The sequence below is a fragment of the Jannaschia seohaensis genome, from assembly GCF_900116765.1.
GTDB classification, from domain to species: domain Bacteria; phylum Pseudomonadota; class Alphaproteobacteria; order Rhodobacterales; family Rhodobacteraceae; genus Jannaschia; species Jannaschia seohaensis.
This window is the reverse complement of record NZ_UETC01000007.1, coordinates 60,808-79,402: the sequence shown is the minus strand read 5'-3', so window position 1 is coordinate 79,402 and position 18,595 is coordinate 60,808. Positions and strand designations below refer to the sequence as shown.

Here is an 18,595-nt window from a genome sequence, read left to right as displayed (position 1 = left end):
GGAGGACACGCGCACAGCCCCACCCAAACGAATGCGGATGGCAAAGCCCTCCACCACTCATACCTTTGCGCGCGCGTCCCCCCACTCGGACCCTAATCACTCGTGAACAACGGGTGTCAGACGATCTCCATGCTGTGGGAGACGGTCTTGACGATCATGTAATTCTCCAGCCCTTCCGTCCCGCCCTCGCGGCCGGTGCCGCTGGCGCGGACGCCGCCGAAGGGCGTCTCGGGCAAGGACGCTTCGAGCGTGTTGAAGGAGAGGTTGCCGGCCTCGACCCCCCGCGTGATCCGATCCACGTAATCGGCGCGATTGGTGAACGCATAGGCGGCGAGACCGTAAGGCGTGGCATTGGCCCGTGCGATGGCCTCATCCACCGAGGCGACGGGGTTCACCACCGCCAGCGGGCCAAACGGCTCCTCCTGCATGACGCGGGCGTCGTCGGGCACGTTGGCCAGGACCGTGGGTTGCAGGAAATGGCCGCGATTGCCGATCCGGCTGCCGCCCGTGATCAGCTCGCCGCCCTTGGCGCAGGCATCCTCGATCAGGTCCAGCAGGGCCGGCAGCCGGCGTTCATTGGCCAGGGGGCCCATCTCTACCCCCGGGTCGCGGCCGTCGCCGACCTCGATGGTCGCGGCGCGGCAGGCGAAACGGTCGAGGAAGGGCTCGAACAGCGAGTCGTGGACATAGAACCGCGTCGGCGAGGTGCAGACTTGGCCCGCGTTTCGATATTTGCGGATGGCGCTGCTCTCGCCGGCGCGGGCGGGATCGGTGTCCTCGCAGACGATGACCGGGGCGTGCCCGCCCAACTCCATCAGCGCGCGGGTGTCGTGGGCCGCCGCCCGCGCGGCCAGCTGGCGCCCGACCCGGGTCGAGCCCGTGAACGCCACGAGGCGCACCGGATCCTGGGCGATCAGATGCTCCGAGATCTCGGCGGGGCTGCCGAAGACGAGGTTCAGCACGCCCGGCGGCAGGCCCGCATCGTGGAACGCGCGCGCGATATGGAGCGCGCCGGCCGGCGTCTCCTCCGCCGCCTTGAGGATGATCGAACAGCCCGAGGCCAGCGCCCCGGCCACCTTGCGCGCAGGCTGGGACAGCGGGAAGTTCCAGGGGCTGAGACCTAAAGTCACGCCGATGGGTTCGTGATGGACGACGTAGCGGATGCCGGGTGCCGAGGGGATGACGCGGCCATAGGTGCGCTGCGCCTCGCCCGCATCCCATTCGAAGAACTCACAACCGCGGATCACTTCCAGCCGCGCCTGCGCCAGGGGCTTCCCGTGCTCGGCGGTGATGGCCTGGGCGATCTCTTCGCGCCGCTGCCGCATCAGCGCGGCGGCGCGCAGCAAAAAGTCAACCCGATCCCGCGGCGGCGTCGCGCGCCAGATGCGAAATCCGGCCTCCGCCGCCTCCAGCGCGTCGTCCAGATCGGCGCGGCTGGCCTGAGGCAGGCGCCCGATCTCCGATTCGGTGGCGGGATCGCAGACCGGGATGGTCTCGGGCGACGTCCGCCAGGACCCGCCGATATAGAGGTGGAGGTCGGGATAATCTTGCATCGGATCCTCGAAAGGGGCGCCCTTCAAGGTCGGTTCCGCATCTGCGCCGCTCAAGGCTTTTCAGGGAAAGGCGCTATCCGATCCGCCGATAGCCAGATCCGCCGCCGTGACCCTGAGCGCGTCGAGGAACGCCACCCCCGCGGGGGACAGGCCGTCGACGCCGCGATAGGACACGCCGACCGGGCTGGCGCCGAAGGGCGGGGTCCAGTCGATCTCCGCAAGCAGGCCCGAGGCGACATCGAGCGCGGCGACCTCCCCGGGCATCAGGCCCACCAGCGGGCCGCGCCGCAACATCGCGCGATTGAGCAGATAGGAGACGGACTCGACGGCGATCCGTGGCGCGGCCCCCATGCGGGCGAAGAACTGGTCGGCCTGCTGGCGGAGGGTCGTCTCCTGCGGGGGCAAGATCCAATCCTGATCGAGAAGGGTCTCGAAGCTGACCGGCCCGGCCCCGACCAGCGGATGGTCCGGCCCCGCCAGCAGCGTCACCTGGCCGTCGAAGAGAACTTCCTGCTCCAACGTGGCGCGGTGGCAATCCCCCGGCAGGCGCCCGACGACCATGTCGATCTCGCCGGCCAATAGGCGCGGCATCAGGACGGCGAGCGTGCCCTCGACCACCTTGACGGCCACGTTGGGCCGCGCCACCCGCAGCCGCTCGATGGCGCCGGGCAGCAATGCGGGCGAGGCCGCGAGCAAGGTGCCGACGACCACCCGTCCGCTATTGCCCTCGCTGAGATCGTCCAACTCCTGGGCGGCGTTCGAGAGCTGGGCGAAGATCAGCGTCGCATGCCGGATCAGAGCCTTGCCGAACGCGGTGGCCACGACCCCGCGATTGGTCCGCTCGAAGAGCTGGACTTCGAAATCGAGTTCCAGATCCTGGATCATCTTGGTCGCCGCGGGCTGCGACATGCCCAGCGTCTTCGCCGCCGCCTGGATCGAGCCCTCGCGCTCGACCGCCACGAGCAGCCGAAGCTGCCGCAGCTTGAGCCGGGTCAGCGCGCGATCGAGGATGCGGGCGGCACGTGCGGACATGGGCTAGATCCCCACCGGTGCGGCGCGGCGCAGGACGGCTGCCACGACGCTCATCGCCGCCAGCGCCGCGCTGCGCGGATTGTCCGGCAGGGCGCGCCCCTCGATCCGGAAGGAGAAGCGCCCGAACGCCCCCCGCGCCTCGATCTCGTGGACATTGCCGGGCGCGTCGGGATCGGCGATCAGACGGACCCGCGTGGCATCGAACCCGGCTCCGGCCAGGGCGACGGCGGCGGCGACATTGGCGTTCTTCGGATAGCGGAGCGCCGCCTCCCGGGCGGTGCCCTCGAAATGGGCGGCCGGGGCCGTGAGCGCGTCGAGGCCCAAGACCGGCTCCGCTGCCGATCCCCGCCAGCCCGCAGGCGGCTTTCGGCCCGCATAGGTCACGGCGTCGAGCCCGCCCACCCGCGCCGCAGCCAGCGCATCGAGCGCGCCGATGGCGCCGGAGGCGAGATGCAGCCGCGCGCCGCCCGTCCGCGCGGCTTCCCTCAGCCGGCCGTGCAGCGCGTCGTCGGCCAGCGCGCCCAGCGAGACCGTCACGAGATCGATCCCCCGCGCCAGGATCTCCGGCCCGAACTGCGCCAGCGCCTGATGCCCCGCGCAATCCAGCATCAGCCGCAGGTCTCCGGGCAGGGCATCGACCGACGCCACACGCCCCGGGCCTTCGCGCCCCGGACGCACCAGCGCGACGGTCACGCCCTCCAGATGGGCGCGCACATAGCGTCCGATCGCGCCCTCTCCGATGATGCCAATGGTCATTCCACTCCCCGTGCTTTCGCCGGTCGGCTATAGCTTATTCGGATAGCTCCATCCTGTCTAAGCATTGGCGCGCGCGATATCCCGTCCGCCATACCCATCCCCGGAGGACGCTCATGGACTATGCCAAGCACGAGGCCAAAGCCCATGCCCGCGAGACGATGCGCGGCATCTGGGCGGCCGCGCTGACGCCCTTCGACTCCGATCTGCGCGTCGACGAGGCCGGCCTGCGCGCCAATATCCGCCATTGGATCGGCGATCTGGGCATCGCCGGCCTGTTCATGGCGGGCAAGCAGGGGGAGTTCTGGGCGCTCTCCCTGGACGAACGCAAGCGCCTAATGACCATCGCCGCCGAGGAATGCCGGGGCCGTGCGGGGACGATCATGTCGATCTCGGATCAGTCCGTCTCCACCGTGCTGGAACTGGGCCGCCACGCCGAGGCTTGCGGCGCCGATTATGTCGTCGTCCACGCGCCGATGCTCAGCTTCTGCCACGACCGCGACGAGATCCTTTACGAATACTACAAGTATCTCTGCGACCGGCTCGATATCGGCATCGCGATGTGGAGCCACCCGGATGCGGGCTATCTGATGGAACCCGAGACCTGCGCCAGGATCGCGGAGCTGCCCAACATCATGGCCATCAAATATTCGGTCCCGCGCGAGATGTATGCCCGGCTGACGCGGCTGGCGGGCGACAAGATCCTGGTCTCGACCTCCCGGGAGGATGACTGGCTCGACAATATCGAGGCGCTGGGCTGGCAGCTCTATCTCTGCTCCTCCCCGCCCTATCAGCTCCAGACCAAGGCCGATCAGCGGATGAACGAATATACCGAACTGGCCTTCGCCGGCCGCTTCGCCGAGGCGCGCCGCGTCCGCGACAGCCTGGAGCCGGTCCGCGCCGCCATCCGCGACACCAAGCCGGGCAGTAAGCCCACCGCCCATGGCAAATACTGGCAGGATCTGCTGGGCCAGGTCGGCGGCCCCGTCCGGCACCCGATGCTGAACCTGACCGAGGCCGAGAAGGACGCCACCCGCGCCGCCTTCGAAGGGTGCGGCCTGCGGCTCTGATGGGGGTCGCGCTCGCGCTGCTGGCGGCGGCGTTCTACGGACTGGCCGGCGTCGCGATCCAGCGGGGCCGGGCCACCGCGTGCGGAGACAACGGCGTGTTCCTCTCGGTGCTGGCGACGCTGGGCCTGTCCGCGGGCGCCTGGGCGGTGGCGGGCACGGCGCGGCTGAGCGCGCTGGACGCGGCGGCGCTCTGGGCGTTCGGACTTGCCGGGGTCGCCTCGGTCATCCTGGGGCGCGTGACCATGTTTCGCGCGACCGAGGCGCTGGGCCCGGTCACGGCCGGGCTGTTGCGCCGTCTCACCCCGATCTTCGCAATCCCTGTGGCGGTGGTGCTGCTGGCGGAGTGGCCCTCGCCGGCCGCCCTGGCGGGGGGCGGGCTGATCCTGGCGGGGGTGGCGCTCCATCTGGGCGCGCCGGGGCCGTTGCGGGGGGCCGGGCTGCTGCTCGGGGTCGCTTCGGCGGGGTTCTATGCTCTGGCCTATGGGCTGCGCGCGCTGGGGCTGGGCGCGGTGCAGGACGCCGCGCTGGGCACGGCGGTGGGGGCGCTGGTCGGGCTCGTCTGGTTCCCGCTGGCGGCGTGGCGCGCGGACAGATTGGGATCGCTGCTGGTAGACCGGGGACCGTGGCACGTGACCGCCGCGCTCGCCCTGGCCGCAGGCCAGCTCACGCACTTCGCCGCCTTGGCCCACGCCCCGGTCGCGACGGTGGCGATGCTGGGCGCGCTCGATGTGCTGGTGGCCGCGATAATCTTGCGCCTGATATCCGGCGCGGCACCGGCCCGCCCCGGTCGCCTGATCGCGGCCACCGCGCTTGCCGCCATCGGAACGGCCCTGATCCTGGCCTGATCGCTATCGCCAATCGCTATACCCGTTTGCTGTGGGCGCGCCTTCCGCACTGCCGAGAATCGGATACGCTCCCCCGAGCCAAGGAGACGCCGATGACCGCCCATCCCCGACTCAAGCCGTTCAATTTCCAGAAATGGGTCGCCGAGAACGCGCATCTGCTCAAGCCGCCGGTGGGCAACCAACTGCTCCACAAGGAGGGGGACATGATCGTCATGGTGGTGGGCGGGCCCAACACCCGCTGCGACTTCCACGACGATCCGGTCGAGGAGTGGTTCTTCCAGCAGAAGGGCGACATGCTTCTGAAGATCGCCGAGGGCGGCAAGATCTATGACGTGCCCATCCGCGAGGGCGAGGTCTTCCTGCTGCCCCCCCATGTGCGCCACGCACCGCAACGCCCGCAGGAGGGCTCGATCGGGATCGTCGTCGAAGCGCCGCGCCAGCCGGGACAGTCGGAGGCGTTCGAATGGTATTGCTTCGAGTGCGAAGGGCTGGTGCACCGCGCGGAGGTCACCCTTGACGGCGCCGAGGGAATCGTCAGTCAATTGCCCAAGATATATGAGGCCTTCCATGCCGACATGGAGGCCCGGACCTGCCCCCATTGCAGCGCGGTGCATCCCGGCAAGGGAAAGCCGCCCGAGGGCTGGGTGACATTGTAAGAGCCCGAAACGGGCCGATACGGGGAGACGACCGATGAAGACAATTTCCAAAGCGCTGCTGGGCGGCGCGATGGCCGTGGCGATGGCTGTACCGGCCATGGCCGAAGAGTTCCGGCTGGGCCTCATCACGCCGCCGCCCCATGTCTGGACCCGCGCAGCCGAAGCCTTTGGCGCGGAACTGGCGGAGCGGTCGGGCGGCGCCCATTCCGTGACCGTCTTTCCGGCGCGGCAGCTCGGCAACGAGGCGGAGATGCTCCAGCAGTTGCAGACCGGCGCGCTGGACATGGCCTTCATGACGGTTGCCGAGGTCTCGAACCGCGCCCCCGATTTCGGCGCGTTCTACGCGCCCTTCCTGGCCGACGATATCGAGCACGCGGCCCGAATCCTGCGCTCCGAGGAGGCCAAGGGAATGCTCGACCAGTTGCCGCAGCAGGTCGGCGTCGTGGGCCTGGGCTACGGGATGGCGGGCCTCCGCCAGATCGTCAGCCGCGGGGAGGTGACCAGCGCCGAGGACCTCGCGGGCCTCAAGCTGCGGATCACTCCCTTCGAGCCGATCCTCGACTTCTACAACGCGCTGGGCGCCGCGCCCACGCCGATGCCGCTGCCCGCCGTCTACGACGCGCTCGCCAACGGCCAGGTCGACGCGATCGACATGGACGCGGAGCTGATCTGGCTGCTTAAGTATTACGAGCATGCCGACACGGTCGTTCAGTCCGACCACATGATGTTCCCGATGGTGGGCCTCGTCTCGGCCCGCGTCTGGGCGGGACTGTCCGACGAGGACAAGGCGCTCATCGCCGAGCTGATGTCCAAGCATGTCGACAGCTGCATCGACGCCTATGTCGCGCAGGAGCAGGAATGGCTCGACCAGATCAGCGAGACCGGCAAGACCTACACGAAGGTGGATGCCGACTTCTTCGGCGACGCGGTCGCGGCATGGAACGAGATCTGGTCGGAGAAATCCGGCGCGCTCGGCATGTTGCGCGAGGTCGCGGCCGCAACGGCGGAGTGACGCCTCCCGGCTAGAGGTGCTGCGGGCATGGGCGCGCCCGCCTCTGGCCCTTTCTTCCCTGCTCAAATATCCCGGGGGTCCGGGGGCTGGCCCCCGGCCCCTCCTTTTCAATCGGCGCATAGGGTCGCCTCCCGGGGACGCGCTCCCAACGAGGCGCCGCGCGCCCCGCACCGCTCAGGAGACAGCATGCTGATGCAGCTTTCGGCCCGCTGGGCGCAGGTAGAGATCGCCGCTGCGGCGCTTCTGGCCGTCTCGGTGACCTTGCTGATCCTTCTCAACGTCGTGACCCGCTCGCTGGGCGCGGCGCTCTATTGGGTGGACGAGTTGGCGATCTATGCGATGGCCTGGATGACGTTTCTAGGCGCCTCCGCCTCGCTGCATTATGGAAACGCCGTCGCGATCACCGTGCTGACCGATGCGCTGCCCGCCGCCGCCGCCCGGCTGGCGGCGCGGATCGTCGACGTGCTGATCCTAGTCTTCGCGCTCTTCATGCTGTGGTTCTGCTGGCGCTGGTTCGCGCCCTGGCAGCTGGCGCAGGCGGGGTTCGACGTGATGGCGTTCCAGGGCGCGACCTTCAACTTCATCTACGCGGAGCCGACCACCACCCTCGGCATCCCCAAGGTCTGGGTCTGGTCGGTGATGTGGCTCTTCGCCGGGGGTGCGACGCTGCACGCCCTGGCCAACCTCGCCGCGCCGCGGACCGCGCCCGCATGACGCCGGTCGTCTTCGCCTTCAAGCTGCTGATCGGGGTGCCCGTCGCCCTGGTCCTGGCGCTGACCGCGATCTGGTATGTCTGGGAGAGCGGCAACACCGTCCTCTATGACAGCTTCGCCCAGAAGATGTTCTCGGGGCTGGAGAATTACGGGCTGCTCGCGATCCCGCTCTTCATGCTGACCGGCGAGATGATGAACGAGGGCGGCATGACCCGGCGCCTGATCAACGCGGCCCGCGTCTTCGTCGGCGGATTCCGGGGCGGGCTGGCCTATATCAACCTGCTCGCCAACATGTTCATGGCCGCGATCATCGGCTCGGCCACGGCGCAGATCGCCGTGATGGCCCGCGCCATGACGCCCGAGATGGAGCGGGAGGGCTACGACACAGGCTTCGCCGCCGCGACCACGGCGGCGGGGGGCCTGCTCGCGCCGGTCATTCCGCCCTCGATGCTGTTCGTGATCTTCGGCGTGCTGGCGCAGGTGCCCATCGGCGACATGTTCCTGGCGGGCATCCTTCCGGGGCTGCTGCTGGCGGCCAGCTTCGCGCTGGTGATCTTCGCCATCGGGCTCGTGCGCGGTTTTCCGGCCGGGTCCTGGTACACGGGCCCGGAGGCGATGCGCGCCCTGCTCGCCTGCCTCCCGGCCCTGACGATCCCCTTCGCCATCATCGGCGGCATTCTCTTCGGCATCGCCACGCCGACCGAATCCGCCGCCATCGCCTCGACCATCGCCTTCCTGGTGGGCTGGCTCGTCTACCGGGAGCTCAAGCCCGCGGCCCTCTGGGAGATGTTCAAGCGCACCGCCTTCAACGCCTCGATGATCGTCTTCATGATCGCGGCGGCCAGCGTGTTCGGGTGGGTCATCATCTACGAGGCCATCCCGCAAAAGCTGGCGGCTCTGCTGACGACGATCACCTCAGACCCGTTTCTGTTCCTGCTGATCGTGAACCTGGTTCTGCTCTGCGTGGGGATGCTGATCGACGGGATCGCCGCCGTCATCCTGGTCACGCCGATCCTGCTGCCGATCGCGACGGGCAATTACGACATCAGCCCCTATCAGTTCGGCGTGGTGATCTGCCTGAACCTGGTGCTGGGGCTGCTGACGCCGCCGGTGGGCGTGGGCCTCTATATCACCTCGTCGATGAGCGGCGTGACCCCGGGCCGCATCCTGCGCTCGCTCTGGCCCTTTCTGCTGGCCGTCGCGGTCGTTCTGATCCTGCTGAGCCGGTTTCCCTGGCTATCCACAGCCCTGATCTAGCGGCGCGGAGGGATCATGCGGCTCGCGCCCCCCGCGCGGTCGCGGTCATTGCCTAACCGTGCCGCATCAGAAAGGCGAAGACGTCCGAGCGGTGGAGAAGCCCCTCGGCGCGGCCACTGTGGAGAACGGGAAAGACCTGGTGCGGGTGGTCGATGAACATCTCGGCCGTCCGGATGATCTCGTCGTCGATATCGACGGTGACGACGCGGTGCGTCATGTGATCGGCGACGTTTCCTTTCCACTCGTGGTGATAGCTGGCCTGCAACGCGGGCCGGAAGCAGTCCTTCTGCGACAGGATCCCCATCAGGGAGCCGTCATCGTCGATAACGGGGGCGGCGACGGATCCCGTCTCGACAAGGACGGCGGCGGCGCGTCTGATCGGCATCTCGGCGGAGAAGATCGGGCCGTCCCGGCGGACGATCTCGCTGACGGTGAAGGCGCTCATCGCGCGTCGCCGTCCGCCGTCTGACGCCGGAGGGGGCAATCCGCACAGCGATGGGCCGCGATCCGATCGGCGGCCCCGCAGCTTGTGCGGACAGGGCGCCGCCCAAAGACCAGCCCCAAGCCCAGCCCGAGCGCGGCCAGGGCGAAGATGGCGATAGCGAAGAGTGTTTCCGTCATGGTCAGGCCTCTGTCATGTCAGCATCTCGGGCATCGCGCCGGTTACGAGCCGTCTTAGGCCGTCCGGGGTCTCTATCAGGAAGAGCGCCGCGTGCCCCATCTGCCGGGCAAGCTCCGGCCCGGCCTCGGCGCCCGCGACGAAAAGCGCCGTGGCCCAGCCATCCGCCGCCATCGCGTCGCCCGCCATGACCGTGACCGAGCGGAGCGCGCCGGAGGCCGGCGCGGCCCGGCCCGGGTCGATGAGGTGGCTGTAGGAGCGCCCGGCGAGGCTGTAGCCCTGTTCCCAATCGCCGGATGTGGCGACCGCCCTGCCGGGGACGAGGCGAAGCTTCGGCGACGGGGCGGACAGGGTAGCCGGGGTCGCGACGGCGAGCGTCCAGTCGCGCCCCTGAGGATGCCGGCCCCGGGCGGCGAACTCTCCACCCAGCTCGAACAGGAAGGCATCGACGCCCAGCGCCTCGATCCGGGCGACGGCCCGATCGAGCGCCCATCCCTTGGCGATCCCGCACAGATCGAGGGTCAGGTCATCGCGCGCCTTGGCCACAGTCCCCCGGGCGGCGGCGACCCCGCGCCAGTCCGGGGCTCCGCCCTCCAGGATCGGACCGAAGCCCCAGCGCGCGACGAGCGGGCCGACCGTCGGGTCGAAGGCCCCATCGGTTGCCTGCGCGATCCCGAGGGCGGCGGCGGTCACGTCGGCAAGATCGGTATCCCGAAGCGATGCGCTGGCGGGCATGGCATTGAAGCGCGACAGGACGCTGTCGCTGCGCCAAGGCGAGAAGGTCCGGTCGATCTCGGCAAAGAGCGTGTCGATGGCCTCGGCAAGCGGCGCGAGATCGGCGCGGGTCGCCGCCACCAGTCGCCAAGTGGTGCCGAAGGCCCGCCCCGACAGGATCGAAAACTCGCCGGCGCCAAGGGCGGCCCCGGGAAGCACGAGCGCGGCGCCAAGCAGGCCTAGGGCGCTGCGGCGCGAATATCCGTGAAGGCTCTGTCGCATGGGTCAGGCTCCGAAATCGTCGTAGAAGATCGAGGACGGCTCGACCCCGAGGCGATCGAGCGTGGCAAGCACCGCCGAGATCATCACGGGCGGGCCGCAGAGGTAGAATTCGCATGTGTCCGGCGCGGGATGGCTGGCGAGCTCGGCGCGGAGCGTCTCGTGAACGAAGCCCGTCGCGCCCGTCCAGCGGTCGCCGGGCGCCGGATCGGAAAGCGCCGGCGTCCAGGTGAACCTGTCATTCTTGGCAGCGAGCGCCTCGAACTCCTCGGTATAGAACAGGTCCGCGAGCGACCGCGCGCCGTAGAAATACCGGATGCGGCGCTGACCTCCCCGGGCCAGGTCCTGGTGGATCATCGCGCGCAGCGGCGCCATCCCGACGCCCCCTCCCACGAAGATCATCTCCCGGCCGCTGTCCTGGATGTGAAACTCGCCGAAGGGGCCCGACAGCGTGATGTCGTCGCCTGCCTTGAGCGAAAAGAGCCATGACGAGACGAGGCCCGGAGGCACCTCCTCCTCGCGTCCGGGCGGCGGCACGGCGAGGCGGATGTTGAACACCGCCTTCCCGGCATCCTCGGGGCGGCTGGCCAGCGAATAGGCGCGGGTCACCTGGGTCTCCGATTCCGCCGTCATCGCGCGCCATCCAGCGATCTCCCAGGCCTCCGAGAAGTCCGGCGGCACATCGACGTCCCGAAAGTCCAGCCGGTAGGGGGGCGCGGTGATCTGCATGAAGTCCCCTGCCCGGAAATCGGACGCATGCTCAGGCGGCAGGTCGACGACGATCTCCCGAATGAGCGGGGCCAGCATCCGCGCCGAGGCGACCTTGCAGAGGAACCCGGCTCCGGCGGTCAGGATGTCGTCGGAGACGGTGACGGCGCAGTCGCCCCGCACCCGCGTCTGACAGGCCAGGCGAATATGGGCGCGCCGCTCGCGGGGCGAGAGCACACCGCGCTCGGTCGCCTGCGGCGCCCCCGCCCCCTGCCCCGTGACCGTGACGCGGCACAGCCCGCAGGTGCCGGAACCGCCGCAGGCGGCGGGGATAAGAACGCCGCCATCGTGAAGCACCGACAGGAGCGAATCGCCCCGCTCCGCCGGGAGATGCCGCGTGCCGTTCACCAGCACATCGAGCACCATGTCGGGCACGAGCGCCCGGCGCAGCGCGACCAGCGCAAGCGCCAGCCCGACCACGAGCGCCACGATCGTGGCGCTGCCCAGAAGCACCTCGGTCATAGCGTGGCCGCCATTTGCGCGAAGGAGGCGAAGCCCAGCGACATCAGCCCGGTCAGAAGGAACGCGATCCCGAGACCGCGAAGCCCGTCCGGCAGGTCGGCATAGGCCAGCCGTGTGCGGATCGCGCCGAGCATTCCCACCGCCAGCGCAAAGCCGACCCCGCTGCCCAGCCCGAACACAGCGGATTCGGCCAGCGTGTAGCTGCGTTCGACCATGAAGAGGCTACCCGCGAGGATGGCGCATTGCACCGTGAGAAGCGGCAGGAAGACTCCGAAAGAAGCGTGGATGTTCGGGAAGAAGCGGTCGAGGATCATCTCCAGCACCTGAACCGCCGCCGCGATCACGCCGATGAAGGCGATCAGCGAGAGATAGGACAGGTCGAGCTCCGGCAGTCCGGCCCAGCCCCAGGCGCCAGGGGCCAGAAGCGTCACGTAGATCAGATAATTGAGCGGCACGGTGATCCCCAGAACGCCCGTCATCGCCACGCCGAGACCAAAGGCCGCGTCCGCGCGTTTCGACAGGGCCAGGAAGGTGCACAGGCCCAGAAACAGGATCAGCGGCATGTTGTCGACGAAGGCCGCGTGCAGAAAGAGGCGCCACAGGTCGGTCATTCGGCCGCCTCGGCCCGACCGGGCGGCGTGTAGTCGGGCGCCTCGACCTGTTCCGGGCGCCAGCTTCGGACGGCCCAGACCAGAAAGCCCAGAAGAAAGAAGGCGGAGGGGGCCAGGAGCATCAGGCTCAGAGGTTCGAACCAGCCGCCCGCGTCGGCCAGCGGCAGCATCTCGTAGCCGAAGAGTTCCCCCTTCCCGAAAAGTTCGCGCAGAGCGCCGATCAGCACCAGGACCAGCGAATAGCCCAGCCCGTTGCCGAACGCGTCGATCATCGCGGGGACCGGCGCATGGTGACGGGCATAGGCCTCCGTGCGGCCGAGAACGAGGCAGTTCGTGGTGATGAGGCCGACATAGACGGACAGGGCGCGGCTGACCTCGGCGAAATAAGCCTTGAGGAGCTGATCGATGACGATGACCAGCGACGCGACGATCACGATCTGAACGATCAGGCGGACGGTCTCGGGGATGTGCCGGCGGATCGTGCTGATCAGGCCCGCCGCGAGCGTGAGCACCACCGTCAGCGAGATCGACATGGTGACCGCCGTCGCAAGCGTCGTGGTGACCGCCAGCGCCGAGCAGATGCCGAGGATCTGCAAGGTCACCGGGTTTTGCCGCACGAGCGGATCGGTCAGGACGCGCCAGATTTCCGATTTTGTCGCCATGATCAGAACTCGCCCCGGTCGATCGCGTCGAGGAGGCGGCCATACCCGTCAGGTCCGAGCCAGAAGCGTACCATCCGGGTAACTCCGAGACCGGTGCGCGTGGCCCCCGTGATACCATCGACCTCATGGACGCCCGAGGCGGGGCCGCGTGCGACCCGGAACCGCATCTCTCCGGCCGTGTCGCGCAGCTCCGTTCCAGGGAAACTCGCCTGCCACGAGGCCTCTTCGATCCGGGCGCCGAGCCCCGGGGTCTCGGAATGCCCGGTGATCGCGATGCCCGCGATGGTGTTCATGTCGCCGCGCAGCGCGAGGATCGCGTCCAGCCGTCCACCATAGCCCTGCCCGCTCAGCGGCAGCAGCACGAGGGAGACCCGACCGGACCCATCCCGCAGCAGAAAGATCTGCGCGAAATCGGGGCGTTGCCCGAGGCCCGCGAGATCCGCCTCCGGCTCGAGCGCCGACCAATTCGCCGGATCGGACAGCGCGGCATCGAGCGTGGCCGGGGTGACGCCGTCGGCAGCGCGGCCCGAGGTCAGATCCACCACGAGCGTCGACAGCGTGCCGCCCGCCTGCGACAAAAGCGAGCCGATGCCCGGGATATTCTCGACCAGCGCCTCGATCCGGGCCTGCTCCTCGGCGGCCCGATTGGCCGATTGGATCGGCCGCAGAAGAACGGTGGCCCCGCTGACGAAGGCGGCGGAGACCGCCGAGACGAGGAAGGCGACACCGATCGTCTTGACGCGGCTCTCATTGGGCAGGGCCAGAAAGCGGTGCCACGGGTTGCGGTCACGATCGGCCATAGCGCCGCCTCCTGCGATGGACCCAGAGCCGGAGGGCGATGTCGTCGAACAAAGGCGCCGCCAGCGACGACAGAAGCGCCGCCGCGACAGCGATCTGCGGCGGCGCGGCCCCCGACCAGGCGCCGCCGAACAGCACGACCAGCGCCCCATAGGTCGCGCCCTGCACCCAGCCGCCCAGCGTCGTCGCCGCGCTGGTCACAGGGTCGCAGACCAGCAGGACGAAGACGATCCCCGCGGCGAAGAGGACCGGATCCGAGACAAGGCCGAAAGTCGCGACGATGGCTCCGACGGCCAGCCCAGCGAGGACGAGCGCAGAGGGCATCACCCCGATGACCAGACCCAGCCCCGCCGCCGGGATCGCCGCCCAAGCCAGAGGTGTGTCGAAGACCGGCCAGGGGGCGGCCGGAAAGCCGAAGCCGAGAAAGGCCAGCGCGACGGTCCCGGGATTGACGACATTTCGCCCCCAGCCGCCGAAGATCAACTCACCGATCACGACCCCGAAGCTGATCCCGAGCACGAACTGGAACACGCTCAGCCCCTCGGGCGCAAGCATCGCGATGGCGAGGGCGGTCACGAGCAGCGAAAGCGAGGGCGGCTGCGCCCGGGACAGCATGAACACCAGCTGCCAGATCGCGATGACGAGCAGAACGAGCGCCAGACGGAAGACCGCCGCGCTCCCGCCGAACCAGATCCAGAACAGCGCCAGCGGCATCAGCGCGGCAACCGTCAGGAGCGCCACCGTCTCGCGGGTCCAGAGGCCACGGATCATGCGTCATACTCCGTCTGAATCCGGTCGAGCATGGCCCTGAGCTGCCGCATGAGATCCCCGCCCGCGCCGAGCGTGTAGTCGGCCAGGGCCAGGTCTTCCTCCAGCAGGGACAGAAGCCCCAGATCCATCGCCGCCTCGTCGTCGCCCGCGCCGAGCGCGCGGATCAGAGGAATGGCGGGCAACGCCCCGCCGAGGGACTGACCCAGCGCGGCGGTCGGAATGGCCGGCCGCGGGCGCGCCGTCTCGATCAACGCCGCAAGGAGCCAGTGGGACCGGGGCGGCGGTGGCATGTTCGGCAGGACGGTCACCTGCCGATGCCGATGGCCCAGCCATCTCGACGCCTGCCCGTCCAAATGGGATCCGGCATGCAGGCTATGGGACCCCGGGGCGACGATCCGCCGCGACAGCTGCCGCAGATCCGCGCCGGGATGGGTGCGCAGAAGCCGGCCCTCGCGCAATCCCGCGCCCGAGATGCGCACGAGGCGCATCATCGGCAATTCGCCCGTTTCCAGAAGATCGCCCAGATCGGCGATGTCTTCGGCGTGGACGTCCCAGACCGGCGCCTCCAGACCGGCGGGGAAGTCCTGATGGATGCGGATCCCGGCGCTTCCCTGCGGGTGCCGCGTGCCGCAAGGGACCATGCGGATGTCGCCGGCCTCCGCCGACACTGCCGGCATGGTCGTGGTCCTGTCCCAGCAGACGAAGGTCGGCCCTTTGCTCAGCCGTGCAAGCGCCGCCAGCCCCCGCAGGAATGCGGCCTCCCGCCCGACGAGCGCTTGGCGGGGGTCGGATGCATAGGGGCGCGTATCCGTCGCCATGACGAAGATCGCGGCCGGCACCTCCCGCGAGGCTGGCATGCCGCCGAAGGGGCGCCGTGTGATCCGTGGCCAGAACCCGGCGGTTTGCAGCAAGCGCCGGAGCCCGCGCTCCGTCTCCGCGACCGCGGTATCGTGGCGTTGCGTTCCGCCGCTCTCTTCGCGGAAGAAGACGATCTCGGACAATCTCCGGCCGGGCAGACGCGAAATCCGTCCCACCTGCCCGGCGATGGGCGCGACGAGACAGATGTCGGGATCCTGCCGAACGCAGGCGACGACCGCGCCACGGGCCACATGCTCGCCCTCCTTCACGAGGGCGGTCAGGTGAAGGTTCCGATCCGAGGGCGGGCGGAGTCCGGCTTCCTCGGTGATCTCGTCGACGAGATCCTTGCCTTCAACCGGAGAGGGGAATTCCGGGATCAGCCCCACTCCGGAACGAAAAAACGTCATTCTGCCTCCGGTCGTATCCTCCGCCACGGCACTCCGCCTCGGACGGCACTGACTGGAGGCTAGCGACCCCGCGCAAAGCCAAACATGAGCAAGATCAATGTTTCGTCGGAGGGCGCGGTTTAGGGATCGGAGGATTGAACGAGACAAGGGAAAGGTGATTGCCATGTCCACTCTTGGCCGGATCGCGGCGCGCTTGCTTGCCTGCGCTGCAACCTCGGGCGCTCTCTTCGCGGGCGGGGTCGCCTATGCCCAGACGGCATCCGAGCCCGAGAGCGGGGACGCCTCCGTTCCCTTCGCCCTGCCCAAATCCGGGCCCTTCACTCCCGCCGACATCAATATCGACAACGACAAGGCGATCGCGGATTGGTTTCGGTCCTCCCATGCGAACGCGGCCTCGGAAGCCTTCAGTCACTGGGACGACGATGGCGAGATTCGCGCCGCCTGCGCCACCTGCCATTCGGGCGAAGGGTTCCGGGATTTCCACGGGCTCGACGGGACGCCGGCCGGGGTCGTCGACGGCCCGATCAACACGGGCGGCGTGGTCGATTGCGGAACCTGCCACAATGCGGGCCTGTCGGAAATCACCGAGATCACGATGCCCAGCGGGGTCGTGCATCCGGTCACCGGTGTCGAAGCCTCCTGCCTGACCTGCCACCAGGGCCGGACCGCCGGCACGACCGTCGAGGCGGCCATCGCCGGCCTCCCCGCGGACGAGCCGAACCCGGAGCTCCGCTTCATCAACCCTCATTACGCGACCGCCGCGGCCACATGGCTCGGAGGGTATGGGGCCGCGGGCTATCACTACGAGGGTCAAGACTATTCCGGGCGTTTCTTCCATGCCCGCCCCGTCGCAAGCTGCAATTCCTGCCACGAGCCGCACACGCTAGAGGTCGAGTTCGAGCCCTGCCTGACCTGCCACTTGGCCGACAGCCCCGACGACATCCGCATCGCCCGGCAGAGCTATGACGGCAGCGGGAATACCTCGGTCGGGATCAAGTCCGATATCGACGCCAATGCGGACCGGCTGCTGGCGATGATCCGGGCCTATACCGATGACGTCGTCGGATCGCCGGTGATCTATGACGGGACGCGCTACCCCTACTTCTTCGCCGACGCCAATGGCGACGGGGCGATCGACATGGCCGACGGGCGCCCAGTTGCCTATGTCGCCTGGACCCCGAGAAGCCTGCGGACGGCCTTCAACTGGAAGCTGGTCACCGCCGACCCCGGGAACTTCGCCCACAATCCCCATTATGCGCTCGAATTGCTCTATGACTCGATCGAGGACCTGAGCGACCCTCTGGGCGTCGACATCGAAGCTCTCGACCTTCTGAGATAGCGCGGCGCGATGCCATATTCGTCCACGAACGGCGCGGTCTGAGGGCGTGGATCAGGCCGTTCTCCTGATCGCGCTCGGCGTGCTCTTTCTCGGCGGCTTGGCGGCCGATTACATCGGCCGAACGACGCGGCTGCCGCGGGTGACGATCCTGTTGCTGCTGGGGCTGCTCGTCGGGCAATCGGGTCTGGGGCTCCTCCCCGAGGAGGCCTATGGCTGGTTCGAGCCAATCTCGGTCGTGGCGCTGACGATGGTCGCGTTCCTGCTGGGCGCGGATCTGACGCGGGAGAACCTCTCCGGCCACGGGCGGACGATCTTCACGATCTCTCTGTTTATCGTCGGGGGAACGACCGCGATCGTCGGGCTGGGCCTCTCGGCCCTCGGCGTCGATCCTGGCCTCGCCCTGATCCTCGGGGCGATCGCAAGCGCAACCGCACCGGCCGCGATTGCCGATGTGATCCGTCAATCCGGCATCAGGAACGCCTTCGTCGAGACGATTACGGGGATCGTCGCGATCGACGATGTCTGGGGCCTGATCGTCTTCAGTCTCTGTCTCGCCTTCCTACATCAATCCGGCCATTGGAGCGGTCCGGTCCTGACGGCCCTCTTCGATATCGGCGGGGCGATGGTGCTTGGCCTGATCATCGGCGCGCCCGCGGCCTTCCTCTCGGGGCGGCTGAAGCCCGGCGAGCCGTTGCAGATCGAGGCGTTCGGCATCGCGTTCCTGACAGCGGGGCTGGCGCTTTGGCTGGAGGTCTCGTTCCTCGTCGCGGGGATGACCGCGGGCGCGGTCATCGCCAATCTCGCGCGCCATCACGACCACGCCTTCAACGAGATCGAGCGTATCGAACTGCCCTTCATGATCCTGTTCTTCCTTCTGGCCGGAGCCTCGCTGCACCTCTCCGTCCTGTCGGAAATGGGTTGGGTGGCGATCGCCTACATCACGCTTCGGATCCTCGCCCGGCTGATCAGCGGCGCGTTGGGCGCGCGGCTGAGCGGCGTACGCGGGGTGGAGCGGCATCTTTACGGACCCGCGCTCCTGCCGCAGGCCGGCGTGGCGGTCGGAATGGCGCTGGTCGCGGCGGAGATGTTGCCTGCCTGGGAAACTCAGATCGTGCCGCTCGTGATCGCGGCGACGGTCGTGTTCGAACTGATCGGGCCGCCGATCACCCTGGCCGCGCTCCGACGGTCTGCGGCCAAGGCAGCCACAGACCGAGACGCGGGCGGAAGAAAAACCGCGAAGTGACCTCCACGGCCCGGCCCCGCCTCCACGAGAGCGCGACGAGTCGGCGGCGAGTATGCCGCCTCGCTCGGCGGGGTGCTTGCGGGCGCGCCGGGCCAGAGGCACAGCGCCAACCGCCCGGCGATGTCCGGCACCGACAGAGCCCGGCCCGTCGGGCCCTGGCCTGTTGGAGGTTC

At 68.8% G+C, this 18,595-nt stretch carries 20 protein-coding genes; 8 read left to right on the top strand and 12 right to left on the bottom strand.

Annotated features, from left to right (window positions below):
* Positions 1-116 precede the first annotated feature (116 nt).
* The 3 genes from DTQ71_RS15020 to DTQ71_RS15010 are packed head-to-tail and all read right to left on the bottom strand — an operon-like array spanning position 117 to position 3,341.
* Positions 117-1,553 carry an NAD-dependent succinate-semialdehyde dehydrogenase gene (locus DTQ71_RS15020; protein ID WP_109565202.1) on the bottom strand — a complete coding sequence of 479 codons (1,437 nt, stop codon included), beginning with the start codon at positions 1,551-1,553 and terminating at the stop codon, positions 117-119.
* A gap of 60 nt (positions 1,554-1,613) precedes the next feature.
* Positions 1,614-2,585: a LysR substrate-binding domain-containing protein gene (locus DTQ71_RS15015; protein WP_109565118.1), complete on the bottom strand. Its 972-nt coding sequence runs from the start codon at positions 2,583-2,585 to the stop codon at positions 1,614-1,616.
* A 3-nt stretch (positions 2,586-2,588) separates the two neighbouring features.
* Positions 2,589-3,341: an aspartate dehydrogenase gene (locus DTQ71_RS15010; RefSeq protein WP_109565117.1), complete on the bottom strand. Its 753-nt coding sequence runs from the start codon at positions 3,339-3,341 to the stop codon at positions 2,589-2,591.
* A gap of 113 nt (positions 3,342-3,454) precedes the next feature.
* On the opposite strand from DTQ71_RS15010, the gene DTQ71_RS15005 reads away from it, so the two are divergent.
* The 6 genes from DTQ71_RS15005 to DTQ71_RS14980 all read left to right on the top strand — a co-directional run bounded on the left by DTQ71_RS15005 (position 3,455) and on the right by DTQ71_RS14980 (position 8,891).
* Positions 3,455-4,408 (top strand): dihydrodipicolinate synthase family protein, encoded by a 954-nt coding sequence (locus DTQ71_RS15005; RefSeq protein WP_109565116.1) that lies wholly within the window; start codon positions 3,455-3,457, stop codon positions 4,406-4,408.
* Positions 4,408-5,253 (top strand): EamA family transporter, encoded by an 846-nt coding sequence (locus DTQ71_RS15000; protein ID WP_245947569.1) that lies wholly within the window; start codon positions 4,408-4,410, stop codon positions 5,251-5,253. Before DTQ71_RS15005 ends, DTQ71_RS15000 begins: the two co-directional genes overlap by 1 nt.
* A 92-nt stretch (positions 5,254-5,345) precedes the next feature.
* Positions 5,346-5,909 (top strand): 3-hydroxyanthranilate 3,4-dioxygenase, encoded by a 564-nt coding sequence (locus tag DTQ71_RS14995; RefSeq protein WP_109565115.1) that lies wholly within the window; start codon positions 5,346-5,348, stop codon positions 5,907-5,909.
* A gap of 34 nt (positions 5,910-5,943) precedes the next feature.
* Complete coding sequence (locus DTQ71_RS14990) at positions 5,944-6,921, top strand: TRAP transporter substrate-binding protein (protein WP_109565114.1); 978 nt, start codon at positions 5,944-5,946, stop codon at positions 6,919-6,921.
* A 186-nt stretch (positions 6,922-7,107) separates the two neighbouring features.
* Positions 7,108-7,635, top strand: coding sequence for a TRAP transporter small permease (locus DTQ71_RS14985; RefSeq protein WP_109565113.1), 528 nt, complete (start codon positions 7,108-7,110; stop codon positions 7,633-7,635).
* Positions 7,632-8,891, top strand: coding sequence for a TRAP transporter large permease (locus DTQ71_RS14980; RefSeq protein WP_109565112.1), 1,260 nt, complete (start codon positions 7,632-7,634; stop codon positions 8,889-8,891). Before DTQ71_RS14985 ends, DTQ71_RS14980 begins: the two co-directional genes overlap by 4 nt.
* A 52-nt stretch (positions 8,892-8,943) precedes the next feature.
* Here the strand turns inward: DTQ71_RS14980 and DTQ71_RS14975 are convergent, their stop codons facing one another.
* Genes DTQ71_RS14975 through DTQ71_RS14935 form a run of 9 tightly spaced genes read right to left on the bottom strand, consistent with a single transcriptional unit; the run spans position 8,944 to position 15,840 of the window.
* Positions 8,944-9,336, bottom strand: coding sequence for a CBS domain-containing protein (locus DTQ71_RS14975; protein WP_109565111.1), 393 nt, complete (start codon positions 9,334-9,336; stop codon positions 8,944-8,946).
* The gene (locus DTQ71_RS14970) at positions 9,333-9,512 is read right to left on the bottom strand and encodes a hypothetical protein (RefSeq protein ID WP_109565110.1); all 180 of its coding nucleotides are present in this window, start codon (positions 9,510-9,512) and stop codon (positions 9,333-9,335) included. Before DTQ71_RS14970 ends, DTQ71_RS14975 begins: the two co-directional genes overlap by 4 nt.
* Positions 9,513-9,525: 13 nt before the next feature.
* The gene (locus DTQ71_RS14965; protein ID WP_109565109.1) at positions 9,526-10,506 is read right to left on the bottom strand and encodes an FAD:protein FMN transferase; all 981 of its coding nucleotides are present in this window, start codon (positions 10,504-10,506) and stop codon (positions 9,526-9,528) included.
* 3 nt (positions 10,507-10,509) lie between these two features.
* Entirely contained in the window at positions 10,510-11,733 is a 1,224-nt protein-coding gene (gene nqrF / locus DTQ71_RS14960; protein ID WP_109565108.1) for an NADH:ubiquinone reductase (Na(+)-transporting) subunit F, read from the bottom strand.
* Positions 11,730-12,344: an NADH:ubiquinone reductase (Na(+)-transporting) subunit E gene (gene nqrE, locus DTQ71_RS14955; protein ID WP_109565107.1), complete on the bottom strand. Its 615-nt coding sequence runs from the start codon at positions 12,342-12,344 to the stop codon at positions 11,730-11,732. The genes nqrF and nqrE overlap by 4 nt, the downstream gene beginning before the upstream one ends.
* Positions 12,341-13,006, bottom strand: coding sequence for an NADH:ubiquinone reductase (Na(+)-transporting) subunit D (locus DTQ71_RS14950; protein ID WP_109565106.1), 666 nt, complete (start codon positions 13,004-13,006; stop codon positions 12,341-12,343). Before DTQ71_RS14950 ends, nqrE begins: the two co-directional genes overlap by 4 nt.
* Positions 13,007-13,008: 2 nt before the next feature.
* Complete coding sequence (locus DTQ71_RS14945; RefSeq protein WP_109565105.1) at positions 13,009-13,806, bottom strand: FMN-binding protein; 798 nt, start codon at positions 13,804-13,806, stop codon at positions 13,009-13,011.
* Positions 13,793-14,575, bottom strand: coding sequence for an RnfABCDGE type electron transport complex subunit D (locus DTQ71_RS14940; protein ID WP_109565104.1), 783 nt, complete (start codon positions 14,573-14,575; stop codon positions 13,793-13,795). Before DTQ71_RS14940 ends, DTQ71_RS14945 begins: the two co-directional genes overlap by 14 nt.
* Entirely contained in the window at positions 14,572-15,840 is a 1,269-nt protein-coding gene (locus DTQ71_RS14935) for a Na(+)-translocating NADH-quinone reductase subunit A (RefSeq protein WP_170125444.1), read from the bottom strand. The genes DTQ71_RS14940 and DTQ71_RS14935 overlap by 4 nt, the downstream gene beginning before the upstream one ends.
* A gap of 163 nt (positions 15,841-16,003) precedes the next feature.
* Between DTQ71_RS14935 and DTQ71_RS14930 the strand changes: the two genes are divergently transcribed.
* Positions 16,004-17,179: a cytochrome C gene (locus DTQ71_RS14930; RefSeq protein ID WP_109565102.1), complete on the top strand. Its 1,176-nt coding sequence runs from the start codon at positions 16,004-16,006 to the stop codon at positions 17,177-17,179.
* A gap of 46 nt (positions 17,180-17,225) precedes the next feature.
* Positions 17,226-18,422: a cation:proton antiporter gene (locus DTQ71_RS14925; protein ID WP_109565101.1), complete on the top strand. Its 1,197-nt coding sequence runs from the start codon at positions 17,226-17,228 to the stop codon at positions 18,420-18,422.
* Positions 18,423-18,595: the final 173 nt, after the last annotated feature.

What these genes read in the sequence shown, in the direction of transcription:
- nqrF (WP_109565108.1), bottom strand. Translation starts at nt 11,733, where the DNA reads ATGACCGAGGTGCTTCTGGGCAGCGCCACGATCGTGGCGCTCGTGGTC.
- DTQ71_RS14940 (WP_109565104.1), bottom strand. Translation starts at nt 14,575, where the DNA reads ATGATCCGTGGCCTCTGGACCCGCGAGACGGTGGCGCTCCTGACGGTT.
- DTQ71_RS15020 (WP_109565202.1), bottom strand. Translation starts at nt 1,553, where the DNA reads ATGCAAGATTATCCCGACCTCCACCTCTATATCGGCGGGTCCTGGCGG.
- DTQ71_RS15005 (WP_109565116.1), top strand. Translation starts at nt 3,455, where the DNA reads ATGGACTATGCCAAGCACGAGGCCAAAGCCCATGCCCGCGAGACGATG.
- DTQ71_RS14965 (WP_109565109.1), bottom strand. Translation starts at nt 10,506, where the DNA reads ATGCGACAGAGCCTTCACGGATATTCGCGCCGCAGCGCCCTAGGCCTG.
- DTQ71_RS14945 (WP_109565105.1), bottom strand. Translation starts at nt 13,806, where the DNA reads ATGGCCGATCGTGACCGCAACCCGTGGCACCGCTTTCTGGCCCTGCCC.
- DTQ71_RS14990 (WP_109565114.1), top strand. Translation starts at nt 5,944, where the DNA reads ATGAAGACAATTTCCAAAGCGCTGCTGGGCGGCGCGATGGCCGTGGCG.
- DTQ71_RS14995 (WP_109565115.1), top strand. Translation starts at nt 5,346, where the DNA reads ATGACCGCCCATCCCCGACTCAAGCCGTTCAATTTCCAGAAATGGGTC.
- DTQ71_RS15015 (WP_109565118.1), bottom strand. Translation starts at nt 2,585, where the DNA reads ATGTCCGCACGTGCCGCCCGCATCCTCGATCGCGCGCTGACCCGGCTC.
- DTQ71_RS14935 (WP_170125444.1), bottom strand. Translation starts at nt 15,840, where the DNA reads ATGACGTTTTTTCGTTCCGGAGTGGGGCTGATCCCGGAATTCCCCTCT.
- DTQ71_RS14980 (WP_109565112.1), top strand. Translation starts at nt 7,632, where the DNA reads ATGACGCCGGTCGTCTTCGCCTTCAAGCTGCTGATCGGGGTGCCCGTC.
- DTQ71_RS15000 (WP_245947569.1), top strand. Translation starts at nt 4,408, where the DNA reads ATGGGGGTCGCGCTCGCGCTGCTGGCGGCGGCGTTCTACGGACTGGCC.
- DTQ71_RS14970 (WP_109565110.1), bottom strand. Translation starts at nt 9,512, where the DNA reads ATGACGGAAACACTCTTCGCTATCGCCATCTTCGCCCTGGCCGCGCTC.
- DTQ71_RS14975 (WP_109565111.1), bottom strand. Translation starts at nt 9,336, where the DNA reads ATGAGCGCCTTCACCGTCAGCGAGATCGTCCGCCGGGACGGCCCGATC.
- DTQ71_RS14985 (WP_109565113.1), top strand. Translation starts at nt 7,108, where the DNA reads ATGCTGATGCAGCTTTCGGCCCGCTGGGCGCAGGTAGAGATCGCCGCT.
- nqrE (WP_109565107.1), bottom strand. Translation starts at nt 12,344, where the DNA reads ATGACCGACCTGTGGCGCCTCTTTCTGCACGCGGCCTTCGTCGACAAC.
- DTQ71_RS14930 (WP_109565102.1), top strand. Translation starts at nt 16,004, where the DNA reads ATGTCCACTCTTGGCCGGATCGCGGCGCGCTTGCTTGCCTGCGCTGCA.
- DTQ71_RS15010 (WP_109565117.1), bottom strand. Translation starts at nt 3,341, where the DNA reads ATGACCATTGGCATCATCGGAGAGGGCGCGATCGGACGCTATGTGCGC.
- DTQ71_RS14950 (WP_109565106.1), bottom strand. Translation starts at nt 13,006, where the DNA reads ATGGCGACAAAATCGGAAATCTGGCGCGTCCTGACCGATCCGCTCGTG.